This is a genomic window from Pseudoalteromonas sp. AWH4_217 (assembly GCF_056161105.1).
Genome location: NZ_JBSWYM010000027.1, coordinates 31,435 through 46,411, shown reverse-complemented (window position 1 = coordinate 46,411; position 14,977 = coordinate 31,435). Strand labels below are relative to the sequence as shown.

Here is a 14,977-nt window from a genome sequence, read left to right as displayed (position 1 = left end):
CCCCGTGTCGGTGGATGCGCATTATAGGGAAATCGAAACCCAGCGCAACCCCTTTTTTGAAGAAAAGTGAGAAAAACGGTGCGTTCGGACAAAAACACAACGAAAAGCTGATTTATTCACCTTTCCCTCTTAGATATTTCCTCATTTTCTGTACAAACCCCGTCTTTTTGTACAAAATCCTCGCAGGATTTATGTAATTAAAATAGGAAAATCATGAAAAAGTTCAGTTTAGCTGTATTAGCTGCACTCTCTACAACCGCTTTTGCATCAGAAGAAACCAACAATCCACTTTCCTTTTCTGCAACCATTGGATATACCACTGGTGGTGACACATTAGGCACATTGGTCTATGAAGACGACAGTGACAACAGTGTGAAGGCTGGAACTGGCGTCATTCTGGGCGGTGGACTTAACTACGCACTTAACGAAGACTTTGATATTCGCCTGAATGCAGCATTACACATGGACTCTGCCGATGCAGAAAACGGCGATCTTACATTTAGCCGCTTCACCTGGGAAGCCATCCCTTATTACAAAGTAAGCGAACAGGTGAAACTTGGTCTTGGTGCCGGGCTGGATACGTCTGTTGAGCTGGACAATGATTTTGGCAATGATATCGAGTTCGATAGTGCAGGTAAATTCATTGTGTCAGGCATGTACACATTCGAAGACTGGAATGCCAGCCTCGAGTTAAGATACAGCATGGTCGAATATGAAGTATCAAAGATCGGCAGTTATTCTGTAAATAATGAACTCGCAAGTGCAAATAAAGTAGATGCGGATCACTTTGGTATTTTGTTGCACTGGAACTTCTAAGACGGTGCTATCGCAACGGTGATAATCTTTTCACCAAACGTAGAAAAGCCGGGCAATGCCCGGCTTTTCTGTGTCTTAACTAGTAAGACTTACTCTGCAGACTGCGCGTCTTCTTGAACTTCTTCGGTCGCAACTGGGCGATCTAGTAGTTCAATGTAAGCCATTGGCGCGTTGTCACCTGCACGGAAGCCACACTTCAGAATACGAGTGTAACCACCTGGACGATCCGCAAAACGAGGACCGATCTCAGAGAACAATTTACCAACTACTTCTTTATCACGCGTGCGAGCAAACGCTAAACGACGGTTTGCTACGCTGTCAGTCTTAGCCAGTGTGATTAAAGGCTCAATTACACGGCGCAACTCTTTCGCTTTAGGCAAAGTTGTTTTGATGATTTCGTGCTTCACCAAAGAACCAGCCATGTTGCTGAACATCGCTTTGCGATGGCTGCTGTTACGGTTTAATTGACGACCACTCTTACGATGGCGCATGACCCTATCCTTCTAACTAAACTAATATAGTAACTTAGATTACTCAGCCAGACTTGCAGGTGGCCAGTTTTCCAGGCGCATGCCCAGAGAAAGACCACGTGAAGCTAGCACGTCTTTAATTTCAGTCAGAGACTTCTTACCAAGGTTTGGTGTTTTCAGAAGCTCAACTTCAGTACGCTGTACTAAGTCACCGATATATTGAATTTGCTCGGCTTTCAGACAGTTCGCAGAACGTACAGTTAGCTCTAAGTCATCGACTGGACGAAGCAGAATAGGATCGAACTCTGGCTTCTCTTCTTTTTCTTCCGGCTCAGAAACATCACGTAAGTCTACGAATGCTTCCAGCTGCTCAGCAAGAATAGTAGACGCACGACGGATCGCTTCTTCAGGATCCAAAGTGCCGTTCGTTTCCATATCGATGATTAGTTTATCTAAGTCTGTGCGTTGCTCAACACGAGCTGACTCAACCGAGTACGCAATACGCTCAACCGGGCTGAATGATGCATCAAGCAGCAAACGGCCGATTGGACGCTCATCGTCATCAGAGGATAAACGACTAGACGCCGGTACATAACCGCGACCACGCTCAACGCGAATGCGCATGCTGATCTCACTATTGTCAGCCGTAAGGTGACAGATCACATGCTCAGGGTTGGCAATAGTCACGTCTCCGTCGTGCTGGATATCAGCCGCAGTCACAGGGCCTACACCAGACTTAGTCAGGGTAAGGAAAACTTCATCTTTACCTTCTAGAGATACTGCCAGACCTTTCAGGTTCAACAGAATTTCAATGATGTCTTCTTGTACGCCTTCTTTCGCGCTGTACTCGTGCAATACACCGTCAATTTCAACTTCTGTCACAGCACAACCAGGCATAGATGAAAGAAGTATACGACGTAGAGCATTGCCTAGTGTGTGGCCGAAACCACGCTCTAGAGGCTCTAAAACTACTTTAGAACGCGTTGAGCTTACAGCGTCGATATCGACTAATCTTGGTTTTAGGAATTCGGTTACAGAACCCTGCATTTTATCCTCTCTTAACTCTTAACTTTACTTCGAGTAAAGTTCGACGATTAGTTGTTCGTTAATGTCCGCAGACAGATCAGAACGCTCTGGTAGGCGCTTGAAAGTACCTTCCATTTTCGAACCGTCAACTTCAATCCAAGTTGGCTTTTCGCGTTGCTCAGCCAACTCTAGAGCAGCGATGATACGCGCTTGCTTTTTAGACTTCTCGCGAATTACTACCACGTCTTCTGGAGTAACTACGAAAGAAGGGATATTAACAACACGACCATTAACCATAATCGCTTTGTGGCTTACTAGCTGACGCGCTTCAGCACGTGTGCTTGCAAAACCCATGCGATATACAACATTGTCCAGACGTTGCTCTAGAAGCTGAAGCAGGTTTTCACCTGTGTTGCCTTTAAGGCGAGCAGCTTCTTTGTAGTAGTTACGGAATTGCTTCTCAAGTACACCGTAGATACGACGAACTTTTTGCTTTTCACGTAGCTGTAGACCGTAGTCAGATAGACGACCTTTACGTGCGCCGTGCTGACCAGGTGCTGTTTCTAGTTTACACTTAGAGTCAATAGCTCTTACGCCGCTTTTAAGGAACAGGTCAGTACCTTCACGACGACTCAGCTTGAGCTTAGGGCCCAAATATCTTGCCATGTTCTTTCTCCTAACCTATTAATTATACGCGACGTTTCTTCGGTGGACGACAACCATTATGTGGGATTGGCGTCACGTCAGTGATGTTTGTGATACGGAAACCAGCAGCATTCAATGCACGAACAGCAGACTCACGGCCTGGACCTGGACCTTTGATGAACACTTCTAGGTTCTTAAGACCGTACTCTTGAGCAGCAGTACCTGCACGCTCCGCAGCAACCTGTGCAGCGAAAGGAGTAGACTTACGAGAACCACGGAAACCTGAACCACCTGCAGTCGCCCAAGAAAGAGCATTGCCTTGACGGTCAGTGATGGTCACAATCGTGTTGTTGAAAGATGCATGAACGTGAGCCATGCCGTCAACAACCTGCTTTTTGACCTTTTTACGACGAATTGGTGCTTTTGCCATAACTTACCCCACCTTATTTCTTGATAGGCTTGCGAGGACCCTTACGAGTACGCGCGTTAGTCTTAGTACGCTGACCACGTAGTGGAAGCGAACGACGGTGACGTAAGCCACGGAAACAACCAAGGTCCATAAGACGCTTGATGTTTAGTGTAACTTCACGACGAAGATCACCTTCAACAGTGTACTTGCCAACTTCTTCACGAAGGATGTCAAGAGTTTCGTCGTTTAAATCGCCGATTTTAGTAGTTTCAGCGATACCTGTCGCAGCTAAGATAGCCTTAGCGCGAGTTTTACCTACACCATAGATGCTTGTTAAACCGATAACAGCATGCTTATGATCAGGAACGTTAATGCCTGCGATACGGGCCACTAACATATCTCCTATAAATAAACCTGATTATCATCTTGCTGGAAAGCCCGTATAGGATACCCAACCGACATTCAGGTTTTACCAATGAAACAGGCTAAGTAGATTACTTAGCCTGCACGACTAGATTTCTTAGCCTTGCCTTTGCTTGTGCTTAGGCTCACTGCAGATCACGCGTACCACACCGGCACGTTTGATAACTTTACAGTTACGGCAGATTTTCTTAACGGAAGCACGTACTTTCATTACTCAACTCCGTAAACAGACCTTAGCGGCCGTAGCCTTTAAGGTTCGCTTTTTTCAGCACAGAATCATACTGATGAGACATCAGATGGGTCTGTACTTGTGCCATAAAGTCCATGATAACCACAACGATAATCAAAATTGATGTACCGCCGAAGTAGAACGGCGTTTGCCACGCCATGGTCATAAACTCGGGCACCAGACAGATAAAGGTAATATACAACGCACCGGCCAAAGTCAGGCGTGTCATTACTTTATCAATGTATTTAGATGTCTGCTCACCTGGGCGAATGCCTGGAATAAATGCGCCAGATTTCTTCAGGTTGTCTGCTGTCTCACGCGGGTTAAATACCAACGCAGTGTAGAAGAAGCAGAAGAAGATAATCGCTGCTGCAAGTACCATCGCATACAGAGGCTGACCAGGAGTCAACACTGCAGAGACGGCTTGTAAGAAGTCAGCAACTGGACCTTCACCTTGACCGAACCAGCTTGCAATTGTACCAGGGAACAAAATGATGCTGCTAGCAAAGATTGGTGGAATAACACCCGCCATATTTACTTTCAATGGTAAATGCGTGCTCTGCGCTGCGAAGACCTGACGGCCTTGCTGACGTTTTGCGTAGTTAACAACGATACGACGTTGACCACGCTCAAAGAACACTACCAAATAAGTTACAGCGAATACGATTACCGCAATCACAACCAAAGCTAATACGTTCAGATCACCTTGACGCGCCATTTCTGCTGTCGAACCGATTGCAGACGGCAGGTTAGCTACAATACCAACAAAAATCAGAACCGAGATACCGTTACCAATACCGCGCTCTGTGATTTGTTCGCCCAACCACATCAGGAACATAGTACCGGTTACTAAGCTCACCACAGCGGTGAAGTAGAAACCGAAACCAGGATTTACGACTAACCCATCCATCATATTAGGGAGGTTAGTGGCAATACCGATAGACTGGAATGTAGCAAGCACAAGCGTACCATAACGCGTGTACTGACTGATCTTCTTACGACCTTGCTCACCTTCTTTCTTAAGCTCTATCATCGCAGGATGTATATGCGTTAATAGCTGCATAATAATTGAAGCTGAGATATAGGGCATAATACCCAGCGCGAGTACCGAGGCACGCTCAAGCGCACCACCGCTGAACATGTTGAACATTTCAACAATGGTGCCCTTTTGTTGCTCGAAGAATTCGGCAAGTACGGCGGCATCAATCCCAGGGATCGGCACGAACGAACCTAAACGGTAAATAATGATAGCACCCAATACAAACAGTAGTCGGCGCTTCAGTTCCGCTAGCCCACTCTGTGCGCTTTGCATATCTTGACCTGGTTTAGCCATAGTGTACTTCCTTAGTCTTCTACCTTGCCTCCGGCAGCTTCGATAGCTTCGCGAGCACCTTTAGACACTTTAATGCCCTTAACGGTAACTGCGCGTGAAACTTCGCCAGATTTAACAACTTTTACGAACTGGATGTTCTTTTTAACGATACCAGCTGCTTGTAACGCGTTTACGTCTACCACATCGCCTTCAACTTTAGCGATTTCGTATAGGTTAACTTCAGCAGATACTAGAGATTTGCGAGAAGTGAAACCGAACTTAGGCAGACGACGTTGCATAGGCATTTGACCGCCTTCGAAACCAACGCGTACTTTACCGCCTGAGCGTGATTTTTGACCTTTGTGACCACGACCACCAGTCTTACCAAGACCAGAACCGATACCACGGCCAACACGCTTACCAGCTGTCTTTGCACCAGCAGCAGGTGAAAGTGTATTCAAATGCATCGAATTAACCCTCTACCTTAACCATGTAAGAAACTTGGTTGATCATACCGCGAACTGCTGGCGTATCTTCTAGCTCAACAGTGTGGTTGATACGACGTAAACCAAGGCCACGTAATGTAGCTTTATGCTTCGGTAAACGACCGATTGAGCTACGTACTTGAGTTACTTTTACTGTGTTTGCCATGGTGTCTTACCCCAAAATTTCGTCAACGCTAAGACCACGTTTAGCAGCAATGCTTTCTGGAGAATTCATGTTCTCTAGAGCGGCAACTGTTGCACGAACGATGTTGATCGGGTTAGTAGAACCGTATGCTTTTGAAAGTACGTTCTGTACACCAGCAACTTCTAGTACTGCACGCATCGCACCACCGGCGATGATACCTGTACCTTCTGATGCAGGCTGCATGTATACTTTAGAACCAGCATGACGACCCTTGATAGGGTGCTGCAAAGTATGACCATTAAGGTCTACTGAGATCATGTTACGGCGTGCTTTTTCCATTGCTTTTTGAATAGCAGCTGGAACTTCACGTGCTTTACCGTAACCGAAACCTACTTTACCTGCGCCGTCACCAACTACAGTCAGTGCTGTGAAGCTAAAGATACGACCACCTTTAACTACTTTAGACACACGGTTTACCGCGATTAGCTTTTCAGCCAATTCAGGCTGTTGTGCTTTTGCTTCTACGTTAGCCATTGTCTACTCCTAGAATTGCAGACCGGCTTCACGCGCTGCATCAGCAAGCGCCTTCACACGGCCGTGATATTTAAAGCCACTGCGATCAAAAGCGATTTTTTCAACGCCTTTGTCAGCTACGCGCTCAGCGATTGCTTTACCAACTGCTTGAGCCGCTTCGATGTTGCCTGTGCCTTTAACTGTTTCAGCAATTGCTTTTTCAACAGTAGAAGCAGCAGCCAGTACATTACCCTCAACGTTAATTACTTGAGCGTAAATGTGACGTGGCGTGCGGTGGATAACAAGGCGAGTTGTGCCCTGTTCGATAATATTTCTACGAGTGCGCTTAGCACGACGTAGACGAGCTGTTTTCTTATCCATCGTCTTACCTTACTTCTTCTTAGCCTCTTTACGACGCACGTATTCGTCAGCATAACGTACACCTTTACCTTTATAAGGCTCTGGCTCACGGTATGAACGAATGTTAGCAGCAGTTTGACCAACCAGCTGCTTGTCTGCGCCCTTAACAACAATTTCAGTTTGGCTTGGAGCTTCGATAGTGATTCCCTCAGGGATCTCGAAGTTCACAGGGTGAGAGAAGCCAAGAGTTAAGTCTAATACTTTACCCTTAACTGCCGCACGGTAACCAACACCTACTAGTTGTAGTTTCTTCTCAAAACCTTCGTTAGCACCAATGATCATGTTATTGATCAACGCACGTGCAGTACCCGCTTGAGCCCAAGCGTTAGCAACTTCACGTGGAGTTGTAGTGATAACGTTGTCGTTAAGTGAAACTTCAACCGCAGCATTGATAGTGCGCGTTAATTCACCGTTTTTGCCTTTAACTTTGATGTCCTGGCCGTTAACTGTAACTTCAACACCGGCAGGAACAGTAATAGGAGCCTTCGCTATACGAGACATAGTTCCCCTCCGATTAAGCTACAAAGCCAATGATTTCACCACCAACACCAGCGTTACGCGCAGCGCGGTCTGTCATCAGGCCTTTAGAAGTTGATACGATAGCGATACCTAGACCACCCATTACCTTAGGTAATTCGTCACGTTTCTTGTAGATACGTAGACCAGGGCGGCTAACACGCTGGATGTTTTCGATAACAGCTTTGCCTTCGAAGTACTTAAGTTCGATAGTCAATTCTGCTTTAACGTCACCAGATACTGCGAAGTCACCGATGTAACCTTCGTCTTTTAGTACCTTAGCAATAGCTACTTTCAGCTTTGAAGTTGGCATAGTTACAGATACCTTCTTCGCAGTCTGACCGTTACGGATGCGTGTAAACAAATCCGCAATTGGATCTTGCAAGCTCATGTCTTACTCCCGTGATTCTATTACCAACTAGCCTTTTTAAGGCCAGGAATTTCACCGCGCATAGCAGCTTCGCGTACTTTGATACGGCTCATGCCGAACTTGCGAAGGTAACCATGTGGGCGGCCCGTGATGTTACAACGATTACGTTGACGTGAAGGGCTAGAATCGCGTGGTAAAGACTGTAGCTTTAACACTGCATCCCAACGCTCATCATCAGATGCGTTAACATCGCTGATGATAGCTTTTAACGCAGCACGCTTTTCAGCATACTGAGCAACTAATTTAGCACGTTTTACGTCACGTGCTTTCATTGAATTCTTTGCCATAACCCTACCCTTACTTTTTGAATGGGAAGTTGAACGCTTCTAACAACGCACGGCCTTCATCATCTGTTTTCGCAGAAGTAGTGATTGTGATGTCCATACCGCGAACACGGTCGACTTTATCATAATCAATTTCTGGGAAGATGATTTGCTCACGTACGCCCATAGAATAGTTACCGCGACCGTCAAAAGACTTTGCGCTAACACCGCGGAAGTCACGAATACGTGGCATCGCGATAGAGACTAGACGCTCTAGGAAATCCCACATACGCTCGCCGCGTAGGGTTACTTTACAGCCAATTGGGTAACCTTCACGGATCTTAAAGCCAGCAACAGATTTGCGTGCTTTAGTAACCAGAGGCTTCTGACCAGAGATAGCTTCTAGGTCAGCTACTGCATTCTCTAGAATTTTCTTGTCAGCTAGGGCTTCGCCCACACCCATGTTTAGTGTGATCTTTTCGATCTGAGGGACTTGCATGACAGAGCTGTAACCGAACTTTTCAAAAAGTTCTTTTACTACTTTGTCTTTGTACACTTCATGCAGTTTCGCCATCGTCTACTCCAACTATTAGATAGTTTTACCAGTAGACTTGAAGAAACGGACTTTTTTACCGTCTTCAAATCTAAAACCTACACGATCTGCTTTGCCAGTTTCGGCATTGAAGATCGCGACATTAGATACGTCGATAGACGCTTCTTTCTCAACAATGCCGCCAGCTTGCTGTAGTTGTGGTACAGGCTTCTGGTGCTTTTTGATGATATTGATGCCTTCGACAAATACTCGACCAGTATCAGTTACAACTGAAAGCACTTTACCGCGCTTACCTTTGTCTTTACCGGCTAGTACGATTACTTCGTCATCACGACGGATTTTTGCTGCCATGATCGACTCCTTATAGTACTTCTGGTGCTAGTGAAACGATCTTCATGAACTTTTCGTTACGTAGTTCACGAGTCACAGGGCCGAAGATACGAGTTCCGATCGGCTGTAGGCTATCGTTAAGGATAACAGCAGCATTACTGTCGAAACGGATCAAAGAACCGTCTGGACGACGAACGCCTTTTTTGGTGCGCACAACTACTGCGTTTTTAACATCACCTTTCTTCACTTTACCGCGAGGAATCGCTTCTTTAACAGAAACTTTAATGATGTCGCCAACCGCTGCGTAGCGACGGTGCGAACCACCTAAGACTTTAATACACTGCACTTTGCGAGCGCCGCTGTTATCAGCAACGTCCAGCTGAGTTTGCATTTGGATCATCTTGATGAGCTCCGGTGTAATTACAACTCGCCTAGATTTTGTTTAAAACCTAAGCATTTAGATTAATTTCCACTCAAATTACGAACGTGTCGTGTTTCAAGGGCGGGCAATTGTAACAGCAAAGCAGCGCTAAAGATAGTTCAATTTTTAATTAATTTGACTACACCGCTGTGCCGAACTTGCTGTAAAACAGGGATATGGGGACAAACCACCCGTTCACAAGTCATGCAGTGAAACTAATTATGCAGGTGGGATGAAGCAGCATCGATTATAACCCACTCTCAGCGCACAAAAAACACTCAGGCGAAGTTAATTACGATGCATTTTTATGTAAGTCCCCACTTTATTAACGGTGTCGACCCAATAGCCATTTTCCGGCGCTTGAAGGTAATGAATTAATTGTGACAACACCTTACTATCCACACTGTAAAGTCCGTTTTCACCGACTTCATGGCCTGCCAGGATGATCCATTTGTTGTCTTCGCGCAGTGCTTCGATCATTGTTTTCAACTCCTCAAAGCGCATACCATCCATGCGTATTCCTGTCAGTTGCGCGAAGTCAGTGTAGGTCGGATTGTTAGCAGTTTCATCAAGCCAGGTGCGCCCGGAACTGAAATGTTTGGCAATCAGAGGCACATAACTTTTCACCTGAGCGCCGCGACCAACAAAGGTATTACCACAGGGGTAGGCAAAACTTTTTGGCTCTACACTGAGTCGGGCTTTCAAAAACTGGTTGGTTTTAAGAATGTCCTGTTCCAGCCAGGCAAGATCAACCTGCTCCAGCCCTTTATCCTGTGCTCTCAACCAGGCAAAGTTGCCTGTACACAAATGAGAGTGGGTATGATTGCCGAGTTCATGGCCTGTAGCCACAACTTTACGCCAATCGTCTAGGCGCGCTTGTACAGGATCTGGCATCACATAAAAGGTGGCCTTCACGCCATACTTATCAAGAATTGGGACACCTACGTCTAGTTGACTTGCTCTGGCATCATCAAATGTCAGACTCACCGCATATTTCGCTCCCTCAGGATAGCTGAATACATCAGCTTGCTGCTTGTCTGTTACCGCCGGAGTATTGGCCTGAGCAACAGACAGGCAGAGCGTGCAGCCTAAAAGAGTCAGTAGTCGTGTCATGCTTGTCATACATCCCTCCACAGGAAAAAGACCAGGTTTAGATTTTACTCAGACTTTTATTCTGACAAAGCCGAGTAAATTACGTAACTGAAGGTTTTCTGAAGGAAGCTTATGGTGGGATTAAGGCTATGAATTTGTTGTATAACATACCGGGCAACTAAGCCCGGCATGAGAATATTTGTTGTCTGCTAGCCGCCAAAAAAGCCTTTCAACTTGTCTTTGAGCTTGTCTTTTACCGCGTCTTTGGCTTTGTCTTTAGCCGCGCTACTCAGATCCAGCTTAGTTTCCACCTTGTGGAATGGACCCTTAATTCTGACTGGTACTTTAAAACCTGTGCTGTCGTCCTGGCTCTGCTGACCTTCAATGGTATCGACAATGCCGGTAACCACTCGATAGTTCAAATAGGTTTTTGGCAAGTCAACTTCACCTTCTCCGGTAATACGGATCAAAGGACTTGCTAAAATCAGGTCGCGGTTACGGCCAACCCCATTGAGAAATTGAAAGCTGCCAGTCAGTGCCGAGAAGTCTGTTTTCTGGTTTGGGTCAAAGTCGGCATTGATGCCCTCAGAGACAGAAGAGAAGTTGCCTTTAAGCATCTCTTTGCCTTTGCGCACCATTTCAGCCAGGTTGGCGCCTTTAACCCCCCCATCTTTAAACTCAAATGCTAGCTCCCCGGCCAGCGCCGAGACAAATTGTTTCTGGCTGACGCCCCGGGTTTCCAGATCCCAATTCAGGCTACCCTTACCCAGCACCTTGTCAAAACCAATCGCATCGGTCAGAAGCGGCTCGGCATTGATATTATTAAGGGCAAAGTTGGTAGTGATTTGATACGGCTTAGTTGCTGCATTAACATGAATCACCCCTTTACCGTTACCTTCATAAGCTACAAACTTATCCATAGACAGCTTTGCTTTTCCCTTATTCAGTGCAACAGAAAACTGGTTAGCACCTAGCTTAATCTCTCTGGCGCGCAGGCCGCTGGAGCGGATCACGACGCTGGCGTCGAGCATATTGAGTGCCGACAAATCGATTTCACTGTCGTCCCAGACAATGGGTTGTGGTTCACCCGGTGCACTCTCTGGCTGCTTGGGTGCCTCAACCGGCTCTGGCAAATAAGGATTCAGATCCAGCATACCCAGGTCAACATCGGCCGTCACAGCCAGGCGCTCTCCCAGCTTAATCTCACTACGCCCCTGAATATCGAGCTTATCCAGTTTGGCTTTTAAAGACTGCAATGCGAATACATCATTGGCAAAACGCATTTCTCCGGTCATTTCGAACTGATTAAAGGCCTCGGGTTTGGCGTTCAGTTCAACCTTTTGCCACTGCGCAATGTCCTTTACTGAATCACCGGATAACGTCAGTGCCCCACTGAACACCTTACCCTGCTCAGTGATCTGGCCATCAAAGGTCATGTTAACCAGACGCGATTCAAGCATCTGTGAAAAGCTGAAGTCTTTGCTCTCTATCGCCTTTGCAGGCGTGTCAACGGTCATGTTAAGGGCAAACATTTCTTCCTGAAAGGTGACCTTGCCATCTAGTTCCAGCGCCTGATAAAGAGATGGTAAGGTAATAGTCAGAGCTAAATCAGACAACGTATGACGCGTGCCGGATGTTTCATCAGCGTAGATCAGCTCACCACCATAAATAGCCACTTCGCCCAGAGCAATATCAAACCCTGCTGGTAATGTTACCGGGCCTGATGAAGCCGGTGTTTGCTCTGTTGGTTGTGTCGGTGTGGCGCCCTTGCCCAGCGCCAATACCCAATTGGCCTGTCCCGCGGCATTCTTTTCCAGCAGAATCTTTGGATTGCGGATCACGAACTGCTCTAGCTTAAACTCTCCGGAAAACAGCGAAACCCAGGGGATATGGACTGCCAGCTGCTCCATCGTCAGCATATGAGGCTGACTACCACCAGACATATTGTCAAAGCGTACATCGTTGAGGGTAATATTCAGCCGCGGTAAAATGCTGAGCTCGCTGTCGCCTGCGATTGCCAGCTTACGGCCGGTATTCGCTTCGACCTGTTGCTCTAACTGCGCAATAATCGCGGAAGTCGGGATTAGCATCGGAGCGACAACAACGGCAACCAACAGCAATAACACCAGAGCGCCTATCAGTTTGAGCACGCGTTTCATATCTCTTCCTTTATAAATCATCAATGACTCATTCTATGATAGCGATTTGGTTGATAAATTCACCTTCACCCGGGAAGATTTTTCAATCTGGACTATCTCGCATTGCACTTGTGAGAGATCTCGGTATGATCCACGCCCTTGTCAGTTTTACCGACCTTTCGCTAAACTGAATAGTCTGTATTTAACCCTCTAGTTGGAGAACCGCTGCGACATGAAGAAGCTGCTCATTTCACCGTCGAACATGGCTTTGGGCGAACAAGAAAGTCAGATTTACCAGAACATCCTGAAACAGGCGACCGAGATCAGTCTCAACCTGATGGCCGTAAAGGTCGAAAATCATCCTGAAGACTTTCTGGGGTGGTGCTATGAACTGCTGGATGTAGCGAAGAACCGCATTAATTTTGAGCTGCTTGACGACCATCAACTGCCTATCGTGAAGAAGCTTCAGGATATGCTGATCAGTGCCATCAGCTTTTTGCAGCTAAAAACTCTGCGTATTGCACCCTGGCCTGTGATCTGCGAATTCATTCGTCAACGTGAGGCGGAGTTGGCACTGGACGAGCAGCTAAAACTGATTGATTACCTGGCCCCACTGCGTGCGACCCCCTTACAGGACATGATCAGCGAAGATCGCCTGGCATTCAGTGGCAAACACGCAGCCAGCCTGGATACCAGTGTGTATCAGTTTGATGTTGAGTGGTTTGCGTCAACGAAAAGTGCCAAAGGGTTCCATCAATTATTGGCCGACTTGCCCGGCGAGTTTGATACTGCGCTGGCCCATATCCCACTGGAAGGCGAAGTGACGGAGCAGCATTACCAGGAGTTTGTACTGGCTTACCTGATGGCATTTGGTCACAGCGATGAAAAGCCGACTCTGGCACCGGCTACTCGCCTTTTGGCAATGCGCCGCCCGGATGTGTTCACGCCGCTGGTCAACAGTAAGCTGGATGCCCTGTGTCAGGCGTTGGGCATTGCGAAACTGACCAACCGGGATTTCGAACGTTACTGGCAGGATGTGGTTGTTTCCATCAATAGGATGCCCTGGTTTGCAACGGGTACTGCCGCAGACGACTCCGAAGCCCGCCTGCTTGCTATTAAAGCTTTACTGCCGTGCTTGTTCTATTATGCAGACGAAGATACGCCGCAGAGCTCAAACTATTACAAACTGCTGAATAAGCCTAAGCGGACAACAAGCAGTGGTGGGACCAAAACGACTCGTCGTACGAAAGAGTCAGCAGAAACGCTGGTTGACCGTGCTTTAAGTGATGATAGTATTCCGGAACATATCCGAGCCAAACGCGACTCCATTATTGCCGAAGTAGAAAAAGGCCGCAGCGTCGATGAAACCATCTCACTGATGCGTACCATTTTCGGGTAACTGAAGCATTCACTCAGATAATCAGGCAGTAGACAAGCTGCCTGATTATTGTGCAACATCGAGCCTATCTGCACCAGCTGCGTGCATACTTACGCCCAGCTTAACCTGTAATACACCACGCTAAAATAGAACTACATCTATAAGAATCAGTCACATAAAATAATAAAAGCATAATTTATTCAAGACTGGCTTAGCCATTGCACCCTCACGCACGACAACAACTTTGTGCTCCAGAGGACTCTACATGAATAAAAAACACTCATTGATCTGTGCAATCTCACTGCTGCTCACCCATTCGATGGCTTTCGCAGAATCTGCCGGTACAGTCAGCGCCAATGTGGCCGCCAGCTCAAACTATTTCTGGCGCGGCATTACCCAGTCAGACGATGGTGCCGCAGTCTCCGGCGGGCTGGATTACGACAGCGGCAAGGGATTCTACCTTGGCGCCTGGGCATCCAACGTAGATTTTGGTGATACGGCCAGCACCAGCTACGAGTTAGATCTCTATGCGGGATTCAGTGGCGAGTTCAATCAAGTGAGCTATGACGTGGGCTATATTCACTATGCCTATCCGGACGCAGCAGGAGATATCGACTTTGGTGAACTTTATGCCTCTCTGGGCTGGGAATTTATCACCATCAAACTGAGTCACCTGACTACCGCCCAAGATGATTCCACCACAGAAGAAGACATGTTATATCTCGAACTGAACGCAGCATTTTCGGTATTTACAGAGTCTGAACTGGGTCTGCATATTGGCCGCTCCAGTGGTGATACCGTCATGGAATGGACGGGTGAGGATGATAGCTATATGGATTATGGCGTCAGTTTAAGCACCGGAGGGTTTACACTGGGATTCGTGAAAACAGACCTTGATGCCGATGATGACATCAAGGCTTATGTAAGTTATGCACTGGACTTTACGCTCTGAGTCCAGTCCCT

At 46.9% G+C, this 14,977-nt stretch carries 23 protein-coding genes; 4 read left to right on the top strand and 19 right to left on the bottom strand.

Annotated elements, in window-relative coordinates:
• A partial coding sequence (locus ACXAH1_RS22525) for a hypothetical protein (RefSeq protein WP_475199816.1) occupies nt 1-197 on the top strand: 197 nt, incomplete at its 5' end.
• A gap of 16 nt (nt 198-213) precedes the next feature.
• Nucleotides 214-816 carry an outer membrane beta-barrel protein gene (locus ACXAH1_RS22520; RefSeq protein WP_475199815.1) on the top strand — a complete coding sequence of 201 codons (603 nt, stop codon included), beginning with the start codon at nt 214-216 and terminating at the stop codon, nt 814-816.
• Between the two features lie 89 nt (nt 817-905).
• On the opposite strand, the gene rplQ is transcribed toward ACXAH1_RS22520, so the two are convergent.
• From rplQ to ACXAH1_RS22425, 19 genes are all read right to left on the bottom strand, one after another.
• Entirely contained in the window at nt 906-1,307 is a 402-nt protein-coding gene (rplQ, locus tag ACXAH1_RS22515; protein ID WP_010386932.1) for a 50S ribosomal protein L17, read from the bottom strand.
• 39 nt (nt 1,308-1,346) lie between these two features.
• Nucleotides 1,347-2,333, bottom strand: coding sequence for a DNA-directed RNA polymerase subunit alpha (locus ACXAH1_RS22510; protein ID WP_010386933.1), 987 nt, complete (start codon nt 2,331-2,333; stop codon nt 1,347-1,349).
• Nucleotides 2,334-2,357: 24 nt separating this feature from the next.
• A complete protein-coding gene (rpsD, locus tag ACXAH1_RS22505) occupies nt 2,358-2,978 on the bottom strand; it encodes a 30S ribosomal protein S4 (RefSeq protein ID WP_046006900.1) in 621 nt (206 codons plus the stop codon).
• A gap of 22 nt (nt 2,979-3,000) precedes the next feature.
• Nucleotides 3,001-3,387, bottom strand: a complete 387-nt coding sequence (rpsK, locus tag ACXAH1_RS22500; RefSeq protein WP_010386935.1) for a 30S ribosomal protein S11 — start codon at nt 3,385-3,387, stop codon at nt 3,001-3,003.
• 13 nt (nt 3,388-3,400) lie between these two features.
• Nucleotides 3,401-3,757: a 30S ribosomal protein S13 gene (gene rpsM / locus ACXAH1_RS22495; RefSeq protein ID WP_010386936.1), complete on the bottom strand. Its 357-nt coding sequence runs from the start codon at nt 3,755-3,757 to the stop codon at nt 3,401-3,403.
• A 129-nt stretch (nt 3,758-3,886) separates the two neighbouring features.
• A complete protein-coding gene (gene rpmJ, locus ACXAH1_RS22490) occupies nt 3,887-4,000 on the bottom strand; it encodes a 50S ribosomal protein L36 (protein WP_002959476.1) in 114 nt (37 codons plus the stop codon).
• Between the two features lie 22 nt (nt 4,001-4,022).
• The gene (gene secY / locus ACXAH1_RS22485) at nt 4,023-5,351 is read right to left on the bottom strand and encodes a preprotein translocase subunit SecY (RefSeq protein ID WP_046006901.1); all 1,329 of its coding nucleotides are present in this window, start codon (nt 5,349-5,351) and stop codon (nt 4,023-4,025) included.
• An 11-nt stretch (nt 5,352-5,362) separates the two neighbouring features.
• Nucleotides 5,363-5,797 (bottom strand): 50S ribosomal protein L15, encoded by a 435-nt coding sequence (gene rplO / locus ACXAH1_RS22480; protein ID WP_054017612.1) that lies wholly within the window; start codon nt 5,795-5,797, stop codon nt 5,363-5,365.
• Nucleotides 5,798-5,801: 4 nt separating this feature from the next.
• Nucleotides 5,802-5,981, bottom strand: coding sequence for a 50S ribosomal protein L30 (gene rpmD, locus ACXAH1_RS22475; protein WP_010378276.1), 180 nt, complete (start codon nt 5,979-5,981; stop codon nt 5,802-5,804).
• A gap of 6 nt (nt 5,982-5,987) precedes the next feature.
• On the bottom strand, nt 5,988-6,494 hold the full coding sequence (gene rpsE / locus ACXAH1_RS22470; RefSeq protein ID WP_054017613.1) for a 30S ribosomal protein S5: 507 nt from the start codon (nt 6,492-6,494) through the stop codon (nt 5,988-5,990).
• A 9-nt stretch (nt 6,495-6,503) separates the two neighbouring features.
• Entirely contained in the window at nt 6,504-6,854 is a 351-nt protein-coding gene (rplR, locus tag ACXAH1_RS22465; RefSeq protein ID WP_054017614.1) for a 50S ribosomal protein L18, read from the bottom strand.
• A 9-nt stretch (nt 6,855-6,863) separates the two neighbouring features.
• Nucleotides 6,864-7,394, bottom strand: coding sequence for a 50S ribosomal protein L6 (gene rplF / locus ACXAH1_RS22460; protein ID WP_475199808.1), 531 nt, complete (start codon nt 7,392-7,394; stop codon nt 6,864-6,866).
• Nucleotides 7,395-7,407: 13 nt separating this feature from the next.
• Nucleotides 7,408-7,800 carry a 30S ribosomal protein S8 gene (gene rpsH / locus ACXAH1_RS22455; RefSeq protein ID WP_046006906.1) on the bottom strand — a complete coding sequence of 131 codons (393 nt, stop codon included), beginning with the start codon at nt 7,798-7,800 and terminating at the stop codon, nt 7,408-7,410.
• Between the two features lie 20 nt (nt 7,801-7,820).
• Nucleotides 7,821-8,126 carry a 30S ribosomal protein S14 gene (gene rpsN / locus ACXAH1_RS22450; protein WP_010386944.1) on the bottom strand — a complete coding sequence of 102 codons (306 nt, stop codon included), beginning with the start codon at nt 8,124-8,126 and terminating at the stop codon, nt 7,821-7,823.
• A gap of 10 nt (nt 8,127-8,136) precedes the next feature.
• On the bottom strand, nt 8,137-8,676 hold the full coding sequence (rplE, locus tag ACXAH1_RS22445; protein WP_010386945.1) for a 50S ribosomal protein L5: 540 nt from the start codon (nt 8,674-8,676) through the stop codon (nt 8,137-8,139).
• 15 nt (nt 8,677-8,691) lie between these two features.
• Nucleotides 8,692-9,006 carry a 50S ribosomal protein L24 gene (gene rplX, locus ACXAH1_RS22440; RefSeq protein WP_054017615.1) on the bottom strand — a complete coding sequence of 105 codons (315 nt, stop codon included), beginning with the start codon at nt 9,004-9,006 and terminating at the stop codon, nt 8,692-8,694.
• Between the two features lie 10 nt (nt 9,007-9,016).
• A complete protein-coding gene (gene rplN / locus ACXAH1_RS22435) occupies nt 9,017-9,385 on the bottom strand; it encodes a 50S ribosomal protein L14 (protein ID WP_010386947.1) in 369 nt (122 codons plus the stop codon).
• A gap of 309 nt (nt 9,386-9,694) precedes the next feature.
• Nucleotides 9,695-10,528: a polysaccharide deacetylase family protein gene (locus ACXAH1_RS22430; RefSeq protein ID WP_475199801.1), complete on the bottom strand. Its 834-nt coding sequence runs from the start codon at nt 10,526-10,528 to the stop codon at nt 9,695-9,697.
• A gap of 179 nt (nt 10,529-10,707) precedes the next feature.
• Complete coding sequence (locus tag ACXAH1_RS22425) at nt 10,708-12,657, bottom strand: AsmA family protein (RefSeq protein ID WP_475199799.1); 1,950 nt, start codon at nt 12,655-12,657, stop codon at nt 10,708-10,710.
• 211 nt (nt 12,658-12,868) lie between these two features.
• Between ACXAH1_RS22425 and ACXAH1_RS22420 the strand changes: the two genes are divergently transcribed.
• Entirely contained in the window at nt 12,869-14,035 is a 1,167-nt protein-coding gene (locus tag ACXAH1_RS22420; RefSeq protein ID WP_475199797.1) for a hypothetical protein, read from the top strand.
• A gap of 244 nt (nt 14,036-14,279) precedes the next feature.
• Entirely contained in the window at nt 14,280-14,966 is a 687-nt protein-coding gene (locus tag ACXAH1_RS22415) for a TorF family putative porin (RefSeq protein WP_475199794.1), read from the top strand.
• The last annotated feature ends 11 nt before the right edge of the window (nt 14,967-14,977 follow it).

Bases quoted from the DNA above. Each gene is read 5' to 3' on its own strand.
- rpsN (WP_010386944.1), bottom strand. From the start codon at position 8,126: ATGGCAAAGAATTCAATGAAAGCACGTGACGTAAAACGTGCTAAATTA.
- ACXAH1_RS22415 (WP_475199794.1), top strand. From the start codon at position 14,280: ATGAATAAAAAACACTCATTGATCTGTGCAATCTCACTGCTGCTCACC.
- rplQ (WP_010386932.1), bottom strand. From the start codon at position 1,307: ATGCGCCATCGTAAGAGTGGTCGTCAATTAAACCGTAACAGCAGCCAT.
- rplE (WP_010386945.1), bottom strand. From the start codon at position 8,676: ATGGCGAAACTGCATGAAGTGTACAAAGACAAAGTAGTAAAAGAACTT.
- rplR (WP_054017614.1), bottom strand. From the start codon at position 6,854: ATGGATAAGAAAACAGCTCGTCTACGTCGTGCTAAGCGCACTCGTAGA.
- rplN (WP_010386947.1), bottom strand. From the start codon at position 9,385: ATGATCCAAATGCAAACTCAGCTGGACGTTGCTGATAACAGCGGCGCT.
- rplF (WP_475199808.1), bottom strand. From the start codon at position 7,394: ATGTCTCGTATAGCGAAGGCTCCTATTACTGTTCCTGCCGGTGTTGAA.
- rplX (WP_054017615.1), bottom strand. From the start codon at position 9,006: ATGGCAGCAAAAATCCGTCGTGATGACGAAGTAATCGTACTAGCCGGT.
- ACXAH1_RS22520 (WP_475199815.1), top strand. From the start codon at position 214: ATGAAAAAGTTCAGTTTAGCTGTATTAGCTGCACTCTCTACAACCGCT.
- secY (WP_046006901.1), bottom strand. From the start codon at position 5,351: ATGGCTAAACCAGGTCAAGATATGCAAAGCGCACAGAGTGGGCTAGCG.
- rplO (WP_054017612.1), bottom strand. From the start codon at position 5,797: ATGCATTTGAATACACTTTCACCTGCTGCTGGTGCAAAGACAGCTGGT.
- ACXAH1_RS22425 (WP_475199799.1), bottom strand. From the start codon at position 12,657: ATGAAACGCGTGCTCAAACTGATAGGCGCTCTGGTGTTATTGCTGTTG.
- ACXAH1_RS22510 (WP_010386933.1), bottom strand. From the start codon at position 2,333: ATGCAGGGTTCTGTAACCGAATTCCTAAAACCAAGATTAGTCGATATC.
- ACXAH1_RS22420 (WP_475199797.1), top strand. From the start codon at position 12,869: ATGAAGAAGCTGCTCATTTCACCGTCGAACATGGCTTTGGGCGAACAA.
- rpsE (WP_054017613.1), bottom strand. From the start codon at position 6,494: ATGGCTAACGTAGAAGCAAAAGCACAACAGCCTGAATTGGCTGAAAAG.
- rpsD (WP_046006900.1), bottom strand. From the start codon at position 2,978: ATGGCAAGATATTTGGGCCCTAAGCTCAAGCTGAGTCGTCGTGAAGGT.
- ACXAH1_RS22430 (WP_475199801.1), bottom strand. From the start codon at position 10,528: ATGACAAGCATGACACGACTACTGACTCTTTTAGGCTGCACGCTCTGC.
- rpmD (WP_010378276.1), bottom strand. From the start codon at position 5,981: ATGGCAAACACAGTAAAAGTAACTCAAGTACGTAGCTCAATCGGTCGT.
- rpmJ (WP_002959476.1), bottom strand. From the start codon at position 4,000: ATGAAAGTACGTGCTTCCGTTAAGAAAATCTGCCGTAACTGTAAAGTT.
- rpsH (WP_046006906.1), bottom strand. From the start codon at position 7,800: ATGAGCTTGCAAGATCCAATTGCGGATTTGTTTACACGCATCCGTAAC.
- rpsK (WP_010386935.1), bottom strand. From the start codon at position 3,387: ATGGCAAAAGCACCAATTCGTCGTAAAAAGGTCAAAAAGCAGGTTGTT.